Raw genomic sequence first — 17107 nt, forward strand, 5'->3', positions numbered from 1 at the left:
TATGAAAGAGGTAAAAAAAAGATCGGATTGCCCTATTAGCTGCACCTTAGACGTGTTTGGCGACAAGTGGTCGTTTCTAATAATTAGGGATTTATTATTTGCTAAAGAATGTACTTATGGTGATTTTTTGAAATCGGCAGAAGGTATTGCTACTAACATATTAGCAAGCAGGCTGGTTACTTTGGAAGAAAATAAAGTAATCGAAAAACTAGAACACCCGACTAGCAAAGCCAAGGTGTTGTATAAATTAGCCCAAAAAGGAATTGATTTGTTGCCCATTTTAATCGAAATTCATCTGTGGTTTGATAAATACGAGACAACTCCGGAAGAAATTCGAGAAATGCTTGAACTTGTAAAAAAAGATAAAGTTGGTTTTATTGAAAATTTTACTAAAAGCTTTGAAAGCTAAACGGATTCCATTAAAATAGCACAAACAAAACACTATGAAAAAAATAGGCCTAATTTTATTTTTAATTACAAGCATCAACACTTTTGGACAATCTGCTCAAGCTGATGAAAATAAATTAGCAGCATTATACCCAACCCAAAAAATCGTAAGCCGTTATCATAACGATTGGACCCAAAAATATTATCCAAAACGGATTCAAGAGTTTAAAAAAGAACCTTTGGAGTTTGGTGAAATTGTTTTTATAGGCAATAGCATTACAGAAGGAGGAAAGGATTGGAGTGCCAGATTTGGAATAAACCATATCCGCAACCGAGGAATTTCCGGAGACGGTACCGATGGCGTATTGTACCGCTTGGACGAAATTATTTATTTCAAACCCAAAGCCGTATTTATCCTCATTGGAATCAATGACCTTTTTAACCTTCATCACAATGAAGACAATCGTTCTTTAAAGTATGATAAAATTGTCCCTTCAACAGAATATATAGCCAAAAACATATTGAAAATTGCCAAAAAAATTCATCGCAAATCACCGGCAACAAAGATTTATGTGCGTACACTTTTGCCTAGCCGAAGAGAATTCCTGAAAGAAGATATTCTTTCGGTGAATGCAATCATTAAAAAAAATGAGGCTAAAGGCTATTATAAAGTCATTGATTTATATGCCCAATTTGTGGATGCACAAGGCGAACTGCCAAAAGAATTGACCAAAGACGGCCTTCATCTAAATGATAAAGGCTATGAAAAATGGGTTGACTTCGAGAAACCAATCATTGAGCGATTATAAAGAATTGATAATAATATATAGACAAGATGAAATGTAAGATGTATAAGAATTGATATTAATTTGTTGCATCTGTGTTCAATTTACCCTTAATTTTCATAAAAATAGGTACTAATGCTTCGGATATCTCCTTGAATCGTTAGCGCAGTTTTTCAAACTGTGCCCACAAACAAGAGCCAACCAATCAACAAAAGCTACATTCTGTACAAAGGTGTAGCTTTTTTTTATATCTTTAAAAAATAAAAAATATCAACAAAATATAAACCCCGATGGCTCGGATATGAGTAAATATCCTCTTACGGATAGAGCGGATTTGTAATCCGTTCCCACAAAGTTGAGCAAACAAAACAAGTCAAAAAGCTACATCTGTAAAAAGGTGTGGCTTTTTTTAATATCTTAAAATAAAAAAAAATGCCAACAAAATATATTAGACTGCACGAATATCGTAACAGAAAAAACATCCGCATTTTCGAGACATCGGATTTTTAATTACTGCTATAACAGTAAAAAATTTAATTTAGTTCTATTTATTGTCTTATTTTTTTATAAATAAGGTCTAAATTACTGCTATAGCAGTAAAAAAATAGGTTTATTTAATATTTCACACTAGTAAGCGTTAAAATTCACTATATTTACTGCTTAAACGGTAAAAAATGAATGATTTTAATTTAGGGATCTTTATAAAAGAACATCGCAAAGAGGCAGGATTAACACAATTGCAATTAGCAAATCTAGCTGGAGTAGGGAAGACTACGGTTTTCGATATTGAAAAAAATAAAGGAACTGTCAGTTGGAATACACTATTATCAGTACTAAAAGTATTGAATATTGAAATTCAATTTAAAAGTCCAATTCATAAACAACAATGAGAAAAGCAATAATAATAGTTCACAATAAAAGGGCTGGAGTATTGATTGAAAATGATGCTAATGGTTTTCAATTTTTATATGATGAAAATTATGATGGTGAAGCAGTTTCTCTCACCATGCCATTATCTAATAAAGTGTATTTATTTGACAAGTTCCCCCCTTTTTTTGAGGGTTTATTGCCAGAAGGTGTTATGCTTGAAGGTCTTTTAAAAATAGGTAAAATTGATAAAAATGATTATTTCTCGCAGTTGATTGCTACAGGAAATGATTTAGTAGGATCAGTAACAGTAAAAGAGTGGCAAAATGAATAGATGTCCAATAACTTACGAATTATGTGGTACTGAAAAATACAGTCAAAAAGGGCTTCGTTTGATAGCTCCTAAACTTACCGTATTAAATGATTTGCCATTATCAGCAGCCGAACAAAGACAAGAAGCAGCTAATCGAGCAAAGAAGTTGTCTATTCAAGGTGTACAACCCAAACTAAGTGCTGTTATTTCGGTTGTAAATCACCAATTTGAAATTGTAGATCAATTTGGAAATTATATCATTAAACCTCAAAATGATATTTTTCCTGAGTTGCCTGAAAATGAAGATCTAACTATGAAAATGGCAAAAGTTTATGGACTTGATGTCCCTTTTCACGGATTGATTTATTCTAAAGACAGGAGTCTCTCTTATTTTATAAAAAGATTTGATAGGTACGGCAAAGGAAAAAAATTCGCTACTGAGGATTTTGCACAGCTAACGGATCATTCACGAGATACCAAGTACAATTATACAATGGAAAAGTTAGTCAAAGTAATTGATGAGTTTTGTACATTTCCAGCAATAGAAAAAGCCGATTTTTTCAAACGAGTTTTGTTCTGTTTTATTACAGGAAATGAAGATATGCACTTAAAGAATTTTTCTGTAATAACCAAAGCAGGAAAAACGACCCTAACACCCATTTATGATTTTTTGAATTCCTCAATTGCAATAAAAAACCCTGAAGATGAATTGGCACTGTCCTTAAAAGGAAAAATGAGTAATTTCAAATCGTCCGATTTTATTGATTATTATGCTAAAGAGCATTTGGGATTGACAGATAAAACTATTGATGCCGTTTTATTGGATATGAATAAAAGCACATCTAAATGGATTGAACTTATTGAAATTTCATTTTTGTCAAATGCTATGAAAGAAAAATATTTGAATTTGATGAAAAATAGAATTAGTAGATTTTAATTATTTTTTGGTTTTACGTAAATTTTTAACTTATTAAATATTTAAACTAAAAGTATAGTTAATATAAAAAAGCCTTGTAAATCAATTATTTACAAGGCTTTAAGTGGAGTCGGGGAGAGTCGAACTCCCGTCCAAACAAGCAACTAAAAAACTTTCTACACGCTTATTTCCTGATTGAATTTTCGACTTTGTGCTCGGCCAGAAACAGCCACACTTCGCTTAGCTTCTTTAGTTTCGAAATCCAGCCGAAGCTTCTGAAAATCTAGGTTTAAATTTACGATTCATCTTTATCGAACGCTATAAACCAGAGCTTTCGAGATGAATCCTGCTTTCCTACCTTGTAGGACGAGGCTAATCTTACTATGATTCAGATTATGCAGCAAGAGCGTAGTTTCCTTCGCCGTGTAAAGTGTTTGAGACCTTTTATTAACGAGAATTGTCCCAGTTCTCGACGTGCTTACTTTTCAATTCGACTTGCTGTCAAAACCAGTCGACCCCATTTTTTTAGTATTCAGTAATCCGTTTTTAGTGTTCAGTATTAAACGAAATCCAAAAGACACTTATTACAATAAGGCTGCAAAGTTACATTAATTCAGGTGTATTTACAATAGTATAAACTGAATACTAATAACTGAACACTGTTAACTCCTTACTCATCTTCTACTTTAAAAGGATAGGAACCAAATATAGGCGCTAATTTCCTAACAGCATAAGTACTTTTGGTGTACTTATTTGACAAAGCGATTATAGTAACATTTTCATCTTTTAACGTGATGTATGACGAAGTAAAACCATGCCACCAGCCATTATGAAAATAAAAGCTTTTCCCATTTTCCCAATTAATCATTCGAATTCCCAAGCCGTAATTTTTTCGTCCAGGATGTTCATTGCTGTAGCCAGTATAAACTTGTTTTAATAGAGTTGGCTCTAAAAAAGAAGGTGAATTTCGAGCACGATCAAATTTTAATAAATCTCGTGGGGTCGAATAAATATTTTTGTCACCATATACTTTATCAAGATAATCAATACCTATTTCCACTCTATTTCCTTTATAGGAAGGAGCTACATTATGCTTGTCTTTGTCAAAATCCAAAACAAAAGTATGGGTCATACTTAGTGGTTTGAAAATCATTTGACTCATAGCTTCTCTAAATGAAAGTTTGGTCACTTTTTCAATGATCAAAGCTAACATAGCATAATTGGTATTGCAATAAGCAAAACGAGTGCCTGTTTTTTGCTCTAAACCAATATTTTTGGTTCTCATTATGGTCAAGATATCTTGATTGGTTAGAGTATTATGTCGGTCCCAAACTGTTTTATCACGATCCGTAAAATAGGCATAACTGCGCATTCCGCTTCGGTGACTTAATAGCATTCTGATGGTTACGTCTGGATACGGAAACTCTTTTAAATAATTGGTAACTTTTGCATCTAAATTAATTCTTTTGGCATTGACCAATTTTAAAACGGCGGTGGCCGTTAACACTTTACTAACTGATGCAATGTGAATAGGAGTGTCGCAAGTTATAGGTGTTTTGTCTCTAAAGTTGGCAAAACCTTCATATTTTTCATATATAATTTGACCATTTTTGGCTACAAGAAATCCACCATTCATGCTGTTGTTTGGCCAGTTTTTTCTATAAAATGAATCTATTGAATTTCGGGTCGTATTGATGTATTCTGCTGTGAGTTTTGGCTTTTCATTGGTTAAGGGCTTCATTTTTGGTAATGTGCCTTTTGGAAGGTCAGCATCTTTAATTTCTGAAATCTCTATTTTTTTCTCTTTCATGCAAGAGCTTAAAACCAAAAGTAAGAAAAGAAATTGTAGTATATTTGCGCGTTTGATAAAATTCATAAGTGATTTGCTATTAAGGCAAATATATAGAATCCTATTCTTTAGTTTTACTCCTTTTTTGAAAAACTTAACAGTTTTCTAATTCCTATTTAATAGGATCTTAATAATCAATCATTAATGTTTTTATTTTCTAAAACATTATATAAAAAGGGCAATATAATTCATAATAATTGTTATTTTTGTAACAAAAAATCAATATAAAGTTATATTTAAATAGTATTCATAAGCATGAAATTCGGAATTATTAAAGAAAGAAAAAGTACGCCCGACAGAAGAGTTGTATTTACTCCAGATGAATTGGCCAGATTAAAACAACTTCATCCAAACACTTCTGTGAAAGTTGAAAGTTCCGATATTAGAGTTTTTACAGATGATGAATATCGAAATATGGGAATAGAAGTTAGTGATGATATTAGTGATTCTGATGTTTTTTTTGGTGTAAAAGAGGTTCCAATAGAAAATTTGATTCCTAATAAATCGTATTTCTTTTTTTCACATACAATTAAAAAGCAACCCCATAATCGTAAATTGCTACAAGCTTTGTTAGCAAAAAATATTGACTTTTATGACCACGAAACCATTGTCAATGAGCATAATATAAGACTTATCGGTTTTGGAAAATACGCTGGATTTGTTGGAGCCTACAATGGTTTTCGTGCTTTTGGAATAAAATTCGAATTGTTTAAACTTCCAAAAGCTGAATCTCTTTCTGGAAAGCAAGATATGATTGCTCATTTGAAACGATTGGTTTTACCGCCAATAAAAATTGTAAATACTGGAACTGGAAAAGTTGGAAGTGGTGTCAAAGAAATTCTAAATGCTATTAAAATCAAGGAAGTTACAGTTGAAAATTATTTGACCAAAAATTATACGCAACCTGTTTATACTCAAATTGATGTTTTGGATTATAACATTCGAAAAGACGGTCAAGTGTTAGATTTTAATGATTTTTTTCAGACTCCACAGGACTATGTTTCAAATTTTGAACGTTTTACCAAAGTATCAGACATTTATATCACGGGACATTTTCATGCTAATGGCGCTCCAAATATTCTCTCTCAAGAAATGCTAAATGCCAAGGATTGTAAAATAAAAGTAGTTGCCGATATCTCTTGTGATGTCAACAATTCTATAGCTTGCACTCTAAGAACTTCTACCATTGCTGAACCTTTTTATGGTTATTTGCCTATCGAAAACAAAGAAGTCGATGTTTTTCATCCTGCCGCAATTGTGGTGATGGCAGTTGACAATTTGCCTTGCGAATTGCCAAAAGAATCTAGCGAAGGTTTCGGCGAAATGTTTATGCAAAATGTGATTCCTGCTTTTTTCAATGACGATAAAGACGGAATTTTGCAACGTGCAAAAATCACCGCAAAGGGAAAACTAACACCAAGATTTAGCTATTTACAGGATTATATAGATGGAAAATAATGTTTTTTTTAAATAGTATTTCTCTGAAGTGGTTTTAACATTGATTTCAGACACTCTTAATAGCCTTTTTCTTAGGTGATAATAATTTAAAAATAGATACATTCGAATGTTTAGTAAATCATTTATTAAGATAATACTTTGTTTTTGAAATACTTATTAGTACTACAAGGTTATAGTTTTTTTACAATAAAATCGATTCAAATAAGTAATTATTTTAGTGTAATAAATTAAATAAATACTCAAATGAAAAAATTGCTTTCTCTTTCTCTAATTTTTATACTGAATATGGTTTATTCACAAAATATTCAATCGCCTTCTCAAAAGATTGCTGTTGAGTTCAAATTAACACCTTCTGGACAACCTTCTTATTCAGTAAATTACAACAATAAACCGGTAATTTTAGAAAGTACTTTAGGGATAAAACTGAAGAACAAACCAGCTTTAGATGCTGATTTTGAAATAGATAACGTCAAAAATTCCAGTTTCAATGAATCTTGGAAACCCGTTTTAGGAGAACAAGCAACTATTGTCAATCATTACAATGAACTTATAATTGCTCTCATTCAAAAGGAAACCCACATAAAAATGAATATTATTTTCAGGGTTTTTGATGAAGGTGTTGCCTTTAGATATGATTTTCCAAAGCAAAAAGACTTGAATTATTTCATCATTTCGGATGAAGTTTCTCAATTTAATTTAACGGATAATCACAAGGTTTTCTGGATTCCAGGTGATTATGATAGTCAGGAATATGTGTATAATGAATCAAAAATTTCTGAGATTGACACACAAAAACTTAATTTGAATAATGGAATTGGAGTAAAATCAATTGCAGGAAAACATATGGTTCAATCGCCATTGATGATGAAAACGGCAGAGGGTTTGTACTTAAATATATTTGAAGCTGCTGTGGTCAATTATCCAGTGATGCATTTGAATGTTGATGTAGCTAATTACAAATTTAATTCGCAATTGGTTCCTAATGCCATTGGCGATAAAGCCTATTTGCAAACTCCTTGTGTTTCGCCTTGGAGAACCATAATGATTAGTGATGATGCCAGAGATATTGTAGGATCAAAAATGATTTTGAACCTCAATGACCCCTGTAAAATTGGCGATACGTCTTATATTAAACCAATGAAATATGTTGGAATCTGGTGGGAAATGCATGTTGGAAAATCAACTTGGGATTATGCTGGTTCTCAAAACGCACAAAATGTTGATGGAAAACCAATTCCAACTGGAAAACACGGTGCAACTACCGAAAATACAAAGAAATACATAGATTTTGCTGCCAAAAACGGTTTTGATGGAGTGCTTGTAGAAGGTTGGAATGTAGGTTGGGAAGATTGGTTTGGCAACTGGAAAGAAGAGGTTTTCGATTTTACAACACCTTATCCTGATTTTGATATTGCTGCTATTTCGGCTTACGCCAAAGAAAAAAATGTGAAAATGATTATGCATCACGAAACTTCGGCATCTGTTGCTAATTATGAACGTCATTTAGATCGAGCCTTAGATCTAATGAAAAAATATGATTATCCAGCTGCCAAAACAGGTTATGTGGGCAAGATTATTCCAAGGGGAGAATTTCATGACGGTCAAACTATGGTGAACCATTTTAATTTTGTAGCAAGACGTTTTGCCGATAATAAGTTAATGGTGAATTCTCATGAAAGTTCTCGTCCAACAGGGTATAGCAGAACGTATCCCAATTACATAGCTGCCGAAGCTGCTCGTGGCAATGAATTTAACGCTTGGAGCAACGGGAATCCGCCAATGCACGAAACTATTTTGCCTTTTACTAGACTTTTAGGAGGACCAATGGATTATACTCCGGGTATTTTCGAAATTAAAATGAGTTTTTATGATAAAAGTAAAACCGAACAAGTTCATACTACTTTAGCCAAGCAATTAGCCTTGTATGTAACGATGTATTCTCCTCTTCAAATGGCAGCTGATTTACCTGAAAACTACGAAAAATACAATGATGCTTTTCAGTTTATAAAAGATGTCGCTGCAGATTGGGACGAAAGTAAATACCTTGAAGCCGAACCAGGTGATTATTTAACTGTAGTTAGAAAAGCCAAAGGAAAAGAAACTTGGTTTCTTGGAGCAATAACCGATGAAAATGCAAGAAAATCAGAAATTAAATTAGACTTTCTTGACAAAGGGCAAAAGTATAAAGCCATTATCTATGAAGATGCAAAAGATGCCCATTGGCAAAAAAATCCTATTGCTTATAAAATAAGAACATTAGAGGTGACCAATAAATCAAAAATCAATTTGAATTTGGCTCCAGGAGGAGGAACAGCAATAAGTTTTGAACCCATAAAGTAAAAATTACAAGCTGCAATTAATAAACAGAAAGAGTTAAAAACACCATTGAAATTAAGACTAATACGACCACCAATGGCCATACAAATTTGAGCCATTTGTCAAAGCCAATTTTAACGATTCCTAAGGTTGCTAATATCATTCCAGTTGGGTTGATAAATCCGAATATTCCCATTCCATATAGATAACTATTGACTATGGTTTCTCTTCCAATGCCAACAGTATCAGCCAATGGAGACATAATTGGCATAGATAAAACCGCCATTCCAGATGAAGAAGGGATGAAAAAAGACAAACCATTATAGATAAAAAACAGGGTGTTTACAAAAACTCCTTTGTTCATTCCTTCGGTTATGGCGCTGGTATTGTAAAGTACGGTGTCACTAATACAACCATCTTTCATCAGGATCGAAACTCCTCTGGCAATGCCAATGATAAAAGCAACACTCAACAATTCGCCAGCTCCATTAGAAAATGCATTTACAAAATCATTTTCCTTTATTTTGGCAACAAAACCAATGCCAATAGCTCCAACAAAAAACACGGATGCCATTTCTGTAAACCACCAATCCAACATCGAAACTCCAATAACCATAATGATAAAACTTGCCGTGAATATGAAAAGTATGATTCTTAATCTGAGGGTTAATTTTGATTGAATATTTTCTTTGTTGCTCCCAAATAATTTTTCTATTTCTTCTTTTTGGTCAAAAATGATTGATTTTGTGGGGTCATTCTTGATTCGTTTCGCATAACGAAGAATATAAATAATAGAAATGGTTGTACAAATACAGAACATAATAATCCTTCCATAAATTCCAGTAGTCCAATTTATTCCAGCAGAATCAGAAGCTATAATGGTTGCAAATGGGTTAGTAGTAGAACACATCGAACCTACAGAACTTCCTAAAAAAATGCAAGCTATTCCCACCATAGCATCATATTTAGCAGCAATGAAAACTGGAATTAAAATAGGTATAAAAGCTAAGGTTTCTTCGGCTAAGCCAAAAGTGGTACCGCCAATAGCAATTAGAGTGGTGGTAAATATTATTAGCAGGTATTCTCTCCCTTTCAGCACATCTGATAACCAAAAAATTCCAGCATCAAATGCTCCTGTAAGATTCATAATTCCGATTAATCCACCAATAAAAAGTACCAAAAAAATAACATCCGAAGCCTCAATTATTCCCTTAACAGGCGATTGCACAAACTCAAAAAAACCTTGCGGATTGGCTTCCACTTTTTCGAATGTATTCGGAATACTAATGGGTTTGTAAATGGCTCCATTAGTAAAGTTTTTGAGAGGTATTTTTATCGAAAGTTCGTCAAGCGATTTTTGATTGGCGGGAATCTGACTTATTTTTCCTTTGCTGTCAAGGCTAAAGGTATTGTCTGATTTGTTGTAAATTAAACTATCATATTTTCCAGAAGGAATAATCCAAGTGAGTAGGGCTACAAATGCTGCAATAACTAGTAAAATAGTTTGTGCAGAAGGAAATTTTCTTTTTTTCATATTGATTTTTTATGATTCATAATTTTCTATCTCATTTTCAGCATAAAATTCGTATTAGTAACATAATCCGCAATTCTTAATTCGTAATTGTTGTGAGTTAAAAGATAAGAAAACTTACAAGTATCAAATGTAATCAAAAGTGCTTAAAAAAACATTCAGAAAATTAAAACGATTCTGTAATTTAATGAATTTGGGAAACCTCAAATTTTTAATTCACCAAATAAAATCATACTTTAGCATCTTGAAATTTTAGATAAAAATGATTAGCGAAAAACAATTTAACAACGAACTACAACTCATAATTCATAATGCCATTCGTGAAGATATTGGTGATGGCGATCACAGTTCATTGGCCTGTATTCCAACATCGGCAACAGGAAAAGCAAAACTTATAGTCAAAGAAGATGGTATTATTGCAGGAGTGGCTTTTGCCAAAATGATTTTCGAATATGTGGATAGCAATCTAATAATGGAAACATTTATAACTGATGGAACAGCTGTAAAAAAAGGCGATGTAGTCTTTCATGTTTCAGGAAGTTCTCAATCTATTTTAAAATCCGAAAGGTTAGTATTAAATTCTATGCAAAGAATGAGTGCTATTGCTACCAAAACCAAAAGCTATGTAGATTTATTGCAAGGAACCAAAACACAAATTCTAGATACGCGCAAAACTACACCTGGTTTCCGTGCTTGCGAAAAATGGGCAGTGAAGATTGGCGGAGGCGAAAACCACCGTTTTGCACTCTATGATATGATAATGCTAAAGGACAATCATATTGATTTTGCAGGTGGAATTACATTGGCTATAGCCAAAACCAAAGCCTATCTCAAAGAAAATAATCTCGATTTAAAAATCATTGTCGAAGCCAGAGATTTGGATGAAATCAAGGAAATTCTCGAAAGTGATGGTATTTATAGAATCTTGATTGATAATCTTGATTTTGAAGACACCAAAAAAGCAGTTGCCTTGATTGGAGATAAATGTCAAACAGAATCTTCTGGAAACATCAACGAAAACACTATTCGCAGTTATGCCGAATGTGGTGTTGATTTTATTTCATCAGGAGCATTGACACATTCAATTTATAATATGGATTTGAGTTTGAAGGCTTTTTAAATCTGAAAAATGAGTAAAGAAATAGAAGCAAAAATTGAAAAAATACCAGTACTGCGCAATGTGGTTCGTCCATTAAAAAAGATAAAACTACCCAAATTAGGAGGTTTGTCTTTTTACGACTTATTGGAATTGTACGGTCTCGGAATTGCCGAAAGTGCCTTTTCTTATCATGCCAGCGCAATTGCATTTAGCTTTTTCATGGCTTTGTTTCCCTTTGCTTTGTTTATTTTAAACCTCATTCCGTATATTCCTATCGAAGGATTTCAGGCCGATTTCCTTGAGTTTGTCAAGGATGGAGTTCCACCCAATACCTACGATGCTATTTATAAAATCATTAGCGATATTCTCAATAATAGTCATTCAGGCTTACTTTCTTCTGGTTTTATTTTGTCTATTTTCTTGATGGCAAATGGTTTAAATGGAATTTTAGGTGGTTTTGAATCTTCGAAGCATGTGCTTATCAAAAGAGGTTTTTTGCATCAATATTTGGTTGCTTTGGGAATGTCTTTAGTTTTGTCGTTATTGTTATTGCTAACAGTTACCATAATTATTGTTTTTGAAGTTATTATTCAAATGACCATCATTCAAGATGTGTTGAGCGATAGGATTCCCCTAATTATTTTAGGACGATATGTCTTTGTAATTCTAATGATTTTGATAACCATATCCATACTTTTTAAGTTTGGAACAACACACACAAAAAACAGTGCATTTATTTCAATAGGCTCAGTTTTTACTACTGTTTTAGTTATTTTAGATTCGTATGTTTTTGGTATTTGGGTGTTGCGATTTTCCAAATACAATGAATTGTACGGTTCCATCGGGACTTTGTTGATTATGATGTTTTACATTTGGATAAACTGTGCGATTCTACTTCTCGGTTTCGAATTGAATGCTTCTATAACCAAATTAAAGCAGAAAAAACTAATAAAAACTGATGCTGAAGAAAAGAATTAATTTTTTTTCAAAATTAAAATTCCATATAAATAATGCATTTTGTAGAAGTAATTTTACCGCTTTCCCTTGACAAAACGTTTACTTACAGCGTTTCTGAAACCGAGTACAATTACATTAAAATAGGAATGCGTTTGGCTGTGCCTTTTGGCAAAAGTAGGATCTACACGGCTTTGGTTATAGCTATTCACCAAAACAAACCTACTTTGTATGACGCCAAGGAAATTCATCAAATTCTGGACGAAAAACCCATTGTAACCGAAATTCAGATTACTCATTGGCAATGGATAGCTTCTTATTATATGTGTGCCATTGGCGATGTGTATCGTGGTGCAATGCCCTCGGCACTTTTGCTGGAAAGCGAAACCATTATTTCTCAAAAAAACGATGGTTTTGTAGATGAAAGTTTGCTCACAGATGATGAATTTTTAATTTATGAAGCCTTGCAGCAACAAAGTTCTTTGAAAGTTCAAGATATAATCAATATTTTAAATAAGAAGAATATTTTTCCAGTGATTCAAAAGTTGATTGACAAAAACATTCTAGTCCTTCAAGAAGAAATGTTGGAAACTTATACACCAAAACTAGTTCGATACGTAAAATTACATTCCAAGTACGAAACAAATGAAGGCTTGAGCGAATTATTGGAAGTGCTTAAAAATGCCAATAAGCAAAAGGAAATCGTCTTGAGTTATTTTCAATTGAGTGCTTCCGAGAAAAAACCAATCACAGTCAAAAAGTTAATTGAAGTTGCAAATTCGACATCAACAATTGTAAAAACATTAATCGATAAAGAAATTTTCGAAGAATATTACATTCAAGTGGATCGTGTTAATTTCATTGGAAAAACTAAAGACGAACAACTTCAATTAAGTGAAGTTCAACAAATTGCTTTCGAAGAAATAAAAGAAAATTTTACCCAAAAAGAAGTCTGTCTTTTACACGGAGTAACATCTAGTGGAAAAACAGAAATCTACATAAAACTTATCGAACAATATATAAAGGAAGAAAAACAAATCCTGTATTTATTACCCGAAATTGCCTTAACGACCCAATTGGTGGGAAGACTGCGTGATTATTTTGGTAATAAAGTGGCCGTTTTTCATTCGAAATACAGCAATAACGAAAGGGTAGAAGTGTGGCAGCAAGTTTTGGAACAATCGCCAAAAGCTCAGATTGTTATCGGAGCTAGGTCGGCACTTTTTCTGCCTTTTTCTAATTTGGGATTGGTTATTGTTGATGAAGAACATGAGCAAACATTCAAACAAGTTGATCCTTCGCCACGCTATCACGCCCGCGATGCTTCAATTGTTTTGGCAAATAGTCATAAGGCGAAAGTGCTTTTGGGTTCGGCAACGCCAAGTATTGGAACCTATTTTAATTCCCAATCGGGAAAATATGGTTTGGTCGAAATTTCTAAAAGATACGGCAATGTCAAGATGCCGGAAATTGAATTGGTCAATTTGAAAGACAAATATTTTCGCAAGCAAATGTCAGGACATTTCAGCGATATTTTGATTGAGGAAATTACGAAAACTTTGTCTTTGGGCGAACAAGTTATTTTGTTTCAAAATCGCAGAGGATTTTCTCCAGTTATCGAATGTATGACTTGTGGACACGTGCCACAATGTCCACAATGCGATGTGAGTTTGACTTATCATAAATTTAAAAATCAGTTGCGTTGTCATTATTGTGGCTATTCGATGGCAAAACCAACTAATTGTCATTCTTGTACCAGTGTTCATCTCACTACAAAAGGGTTTGGAACAGAACAAATTCAACAAGAATTGGTCGAGTTATTTCCAAATACAAAAGTGGGAAGAATGGATCAAGATACGACTCGGGGAAAATTTGGTTTCGAAAAAATAATTGATAGTTTCAAAAATAGAGAAATTGATATTTTGGTCGGAACTCAAATGCTCGCCAAAGGTTTGGATTTTGATAACGTGAGTTTAGTAGGTATTATGAATGCCGATAATATGTTGTATCATCCCGATTTTAGGGCTTTCGAACGAAGTTACCAAATGATGACACAAGTTTCAGGGCGTTCAGGTCGTTCTGAAAAACAAGGAAAAGTAATTATTCAGACTTATAATCCAGATCATAACATCATTCAACAGGTTGTTCATAATAATTATATAGGTATGTATAAAGAGCAGTTGTATGACAGGCAAATTTATCATTACCCACCTTATTATAAACTTATAAAGTTAACGTTGAAACATAGAGATTTTGATAAACTCAAAGAAGGATCTATGTGGTTGTATCAAGTAATGAAGCAAAATTTTACTATTCCAATTCTTGGTCCAGAAGAACCGCCTATTTCTAGAATTCGAAATGAATACATTAGAACTATAATGGTCAAAATTCCAACCAATCAGTCTTTGCAAGGTACAAAAAAAACTATCCAGAAAATACTGAATAGTTTTGATGTTGTTCCACAGTACAGAGCTATAAAAGTATCTGTAAATGTCGATTTTTATTAGTTAATAGCTAAAGCTTTCACTAAATCTTCTTTTTTATGTCTGCTTAAAGGAATTTTTGTAACTCCAATTTCGGCAAACCTGCTGTTGAAGCGTTCCACTTTATCAATATTGATAATGTAAGATTTGTGCACTCTAACAAATTTGTCTTTTGGTAAATCTTTTTCGAAAGATTTCATGGTAGAAAGTACCAAATTACTGTCTTCTTCGGTTACAACTTTAACATAATCACCAAAAGCTTCAATCCATTTAATCTTTGCAGTAAAGATTTTTAATTTTTTTAGATTACTTTTAATAAAGATGTGTTCACCATCTTCATCATGGGTTTCTGATTTTAGCAAATGCATATCAATCGCTCTTTTGACAGACGCATTAAAACGATCGACTGCAATAGGTTTTTGCAGATAGTCAGTTGCATCATAATCAAAAGCCTTCATAGCATATTCTGCCTTTGAGGTGATAAAAATAATTTGGGGTTTAGTTTTTAAACCATCCAAAAAATCAAAACCACTAATTACGGGCATTTCAATGTCTAAAAAGATCAGATCCACATTATGTATGGTCATACAGCCTTTTGCTTCAATAGCGTTAGAAAAATCACCAATTAAATGTAAATTGGGGTGATTATTTACTAACTTTGTGATAATCATTCTCTGAATGGAACTATCATCTACTACAACACAATTTAGTTTCATAATTCTTATTATTTTAGATTCGGGATAGTAAAAGTAATACATGGAATTCAATTAACCTAATCTTTATCGGTTTTTTTTTGTATTATGACGATTAAAGTTTAATTTTGTTTGGATATTAGAAATAAAAGATTACTTTTGCAGCCAATTTAACAAATACATACATATTTATGAATCATTATGAAACTGTTTTCATTTTAAATCCCGTTTTATCTGAAGTTCAGGTAAAGGAAACAGTAAGCAAATTTGAAGATTTTCTTACTAGTAGAGGAGCTGAAATGGTATCTAAAGAAGACTGGGGTCTTAAAAAGATGGCTTACGAAATCCAAAACAAAAAAAGTGGTTTTTACCATTTATTCGAATTCAAAGTTGCTGGTGAGGTTCTTATCGCTTTTGAAACTGAATTTAGACGTGACGAAAGAGTTATGCGTTTCTTAACTGTAAGTCTTGACAAACATGCTATCTCTTGGGCTGAAAGAAGAAGAGCAAAACTTAAATCTCAAAAAGCTTAATTATCATGGCAACATTACAACAATCTGCTTCAGGAAAAAAAGACGGAGATATCAGATATCTTACTCCTTTAAACATAGAAACTAACAAAACTAAAAAGTATTGTCGTTTCAAAAAATCAGGTATCAAATATATTGATTATAAAGATGCTGATTTCTTATTGAAATTTGTTAACGAACAAGGAAAAATTCTTCCTCGTCGTTTGACAGGAACTTCATTGAAATACCAAAGAAAAGTGTCTGTAGCTGTAAAAAGAGCGCGTCACTTAGCTTTAATGCCATACGTGGCCGATTTATTAAAATAATTAAAAAATTAACAGTTGTTGGTTTTCTGAAATATGAAACCTAACTTCTTAATAAGGACAACAACATGGAACTTATATTAAAAAAAGACGTTCAAAATTTAGGTTTTAAAGACGATGTAGTAAACGTAAAAAACGGATACGGTCGTAATTTTTTAATCCCACAAGGATTTGCTCAATTAGCTACTCCTTCTGCAAAGAAAGTATTGGCTGAGAACCTAAAACAAAGAGCACACAAAGAAGCTAAAGTAGTTGCAGATGCAAAAGCATTGGCTGAAACTTTGAAAGCATTAGAGATTAAAATTTTCGCAAAAGCGGGTGGAGAAAAACTTTTTGGATCTATCACAAACATCGATATTGCTGAAGCTTTGGAAAAAGCTGGTCAATCAATCGAAAGAAAATTTATTACTTCTGGTATCGTAAAACGTACAGGTAAATATGCTGCAAGCATCAGATTACACAGAGATGTAGTAGTTGAGTTAGCTTATGAAATCATTGCTGAAAAAGCATAATTTCTAAATTCATAAAATTAAATCCCGATGAAAGTCGGGATTTTTTTTGTTTAATCTGAATTTATTTCAGATTTTCATTTTTTTAATTACCGTATCTTATAGAAGATACTGAA

The 17107-nt window shown here is 32.7% G+C and carries 16 protein-coding genes and 1 other RNA gene; 13 read left to right on the forward strand and 4 right to left on the reverse strand.

Annotation, left to right across the window (positions count from 1 at the left end; all coding sequences use genetic code 11):
• Window position 1 precedes the first annotated feature (1 nt).
• The 5 genes from C3L50_RS11195 (at window position 2) to C3L50_RS11215 (ending at window position 3289) form a co-directional block, all read left to right on the forward strand.
• Window positions 2-409, forward strand: a complete 408-nt coding sequence (locus C3L50_RS11195; RefSeq protein WP_103806479.1) for a winged helix-turn-helix transcriptional regulator — start codon at window positions 2-4, stop codon at window positions 407-409.
• Window positions 410-443: 34 nt separating this feature from the next.
• Window positions 444-1196 carry a GDSL-type esterase/lipase family protein gene (locus C3L50_RS11200; protein WP_103806275.1) on the forward strand — a complete coding sequence of 251 codons (753 nt, stop codon included), beginning with the start codon at window positions 444-446 and terminating at the stop codon, window positions 1194-1196.
• A 650-nt stretch (window positions 1197-1846) separates the two neighbouring features.
• Window positions 1847-2062, forward strand: coding sequence for a helix-turn-helix domain-containing protein (locus C3L50_RS11205; RefSeq protein WP_103806276.1), 216 nt, complete (start codon window positions 1847-1849; stop codon window positions 2060-2062).
• Window positions 2059-2373 carry a HipA N-terminal domain-containing protein gene (locus C3L50_RS11210; RefSeq protein WP_103806277.1) on the forward strand — a complete coding sequence of 105 codons (315 nt, stop codon included), beginning with the start codon at window positions 2059-2061 and terminating at the stop codon, window positions 2371-2373. Before C3L50_RS11205 ends, C3L50_RS11210 begins: the two co-directional genes overlap by 4 nt.
• Window positions 2366-3289 carry a HipA domain-containing protein gene (locus C3L50_RS11215; RefSeq protein ID WP_103806278.1) on the forward strand — a complete coding sequence of 308 codons (924 nt, stop codon included), beginning with the start codon at window positions 2366-2368 and terminating at the stop codon, window positions 3287-3289. Before C3L50_RS11210 ends, C3L50_RS11215 begins: the two co-directional genes overlap by 8 nt.
• Before the next feature lie 101 nt (window positions 3290-3390).
• Here the strand turns inward: C3L50_RS11215 and ssrA are convergent.
• Both ssrA and C3L50_RS11225 read right to left on the reverse strand, forming a co-directional pair.
• Window positions 3391-3787, reverse strand: a transfer-messenger RNA (tmRNA) gene (gene ssrA, locus C3L50_RS11220).
• A 151-nt stretch (window positions 3788-3938) separates the two neighbouring features.
• Window positions 3939-5144 carry a serine hydrolase domain-containing protein gene (locus C3L50_RS11225; protein ID WP_103806279.1) on the reverse strand — a complete coding sequence of 402 codons (1206 nt, stop codon included), beginning with the start codon at window positions 5142-5144 and terminating at the stop codon, window positions 3939-3941.
• Window positions 5145-5372: 228 nt separating this feature from the next.
• Here C3L50_RS11225 and C3L50_RS11230 point away from each other — a divergent pair, with 228 nt between their 5' ends.
• Both C3L50_RS11230 and C3L50_RS11235 read left to right on the forward strand, forming a co-directional pair.
• Window positions 5373-6575 (forward strand): NAD(P)-dependent oxidoreductase, encoded by a 1203-nt coding sequence (locus C3L50_RS11230; RefSeq protein ID WP_103806280.1) that lies wholly within the window; start codon window positions 5373-5375, stop codon window positions 6573-6575.
• Window positions 6576-6818: 243 nt separating this feature from the next.
• Window positions 6819-8915 carry a glycoside hydrolase family 97 protein gene (locus C3L50_RS11235; RefSeq protein WP_103806281.1) on the forward strand — a complete coding sequence of 699 codons (2097 nt, stop codon included), beginning with the start codon at window positions 6819-6821 and terminating at the stop codon, window positions 8913-8915.
• Between the two features lie 16 nt (window positions 8916-8931).
• On the opposite strand, the gene C3L50_RS11240 is transcribed toward C3L50_RS11235, so the two are convergent.
• Window positions 8932-10425, reverse strand: coding sequence for a YfcC family protein (locus C3L50_RS11240; protein ID WP_103806282.1), 1494 nt, complete (start codon window positions 10423-10425; stop codon window positions 8932-8934).
• 259 nt (window positions 10426-10684) lie between these two features.
• Here C3L50_RS11240 and nadC point away from each other — a divergent pair, with 259 nt between their 5' ends.
• From nadC to priA, 3 genes are read left to right on the forward strand one after another with little or no spacing between them, the layout of a single operon-like run.
• Window positions 10685-11542, forward strand: coding sequence for a carboxylating nicotinate-nucleotide diphosphorylase (gene nadC / locus C3L50_RS11245; RefSeq protein WP_103806283.1), 858 nt, complete (start codon window positions 10685-10687; stop codon window positions 11540-11542).
• A 9-nt stretch (window positions 11543-11551) separates the two neighbouring features.
• Window positions 11552-12499, forward strand: coding sequence for a YihY/virulence factor BrkB family protein (locus tag C3L50_RS11250; protein ID WP_103806284.1), 948 nt, complete (start codon window positions 11552-11554; stop codon window positions 12497-12499).
• A 32-nt stretch (window positions 12500-12531) separates the two neighbouring features.
• Complete coding sequence (priA, locus tag C3L50_RS11255; RefSeq protein ID WP_103806285.1) at window positions 12532-14982, forward strand: replication restart helicase PriA; 2451 nt, start codon at window positions 12532-12534, stop codon at window positions 14980-14982.
• Here priA and C3L50_RS11260 read toward each other — a convergent pair.
• The gene (locus tag C3L50_RS11260) at window positions 14979-15674 is read right to left on the reverse strand and encodes a LytR/AlgR family response regulator transcription factor (protein ID WP_103806286.1); all 696 of its coding nucleotides are present in this window, start codon (window positions 15672-15674) and stop codon (window positions 14979-14981) included. The two genes, priA and C3L50_RS11260, sit on opposite strands and share 4 nt — an antisense overlap.
• Before the next feature lie 167 nt (window positions 15675-15841).
• Here C3L50_RS11260 and rpsF point away from each other — a divergent pair, with 167 nt between their 5' ends.
• The 3 genes from rpsF to rplI all read left to right on the forward strand — a co-directional run bounded on the left by rpsF (window position 15842) and on the right by rplI (window position 16994).
• Complete coding sequence (gene rpsF / locus C3L50_RS11265; protein ID WP_103806287.1) at window positions 15842-16183, forward strand: 30S ribosomal protein S6; 342 nt, start codon at window positions 15842-15844, stop codon at window positions 16181-16183.
• Between the two features lie 5 nt (window positions 16184-16188).
• Complete coding sequence (gene rpsR, locus C3L50_RS11270) at window positions 16189-16485, forward strand: 30S ribosomal protein S18 (protein ID WP_007138295.1); 297 nt, start codon at window positions 16189-16191, stop codon at window positions 16483-16485.
• 65 nt (window positions 16486-16550) lie between these two features.
• Complete coding sequence (gene rplI / locus C3L50_RS11275; protein WP_103806288.1) at window positions 16551-16994, forward strand: 50S ribosomal protein L9; 444 nt, start codon at window positions 16551-16553, stop codon at window positions 16992-16994.
• The last annotated feature ends 113 nt before the right edge of the window (window positions 16995-17107 follow it).

This window comes from Flavobacterium alvei (assembly GCF_002920895.1).
In the GTDB taxonomy this organism is placed as follows: Bacteria; Bacteroidota; Bacteroidia; order Flavobacteriales; family Flavobacteriaceae; genus Flavobacterium; species Flavobacterium alvei.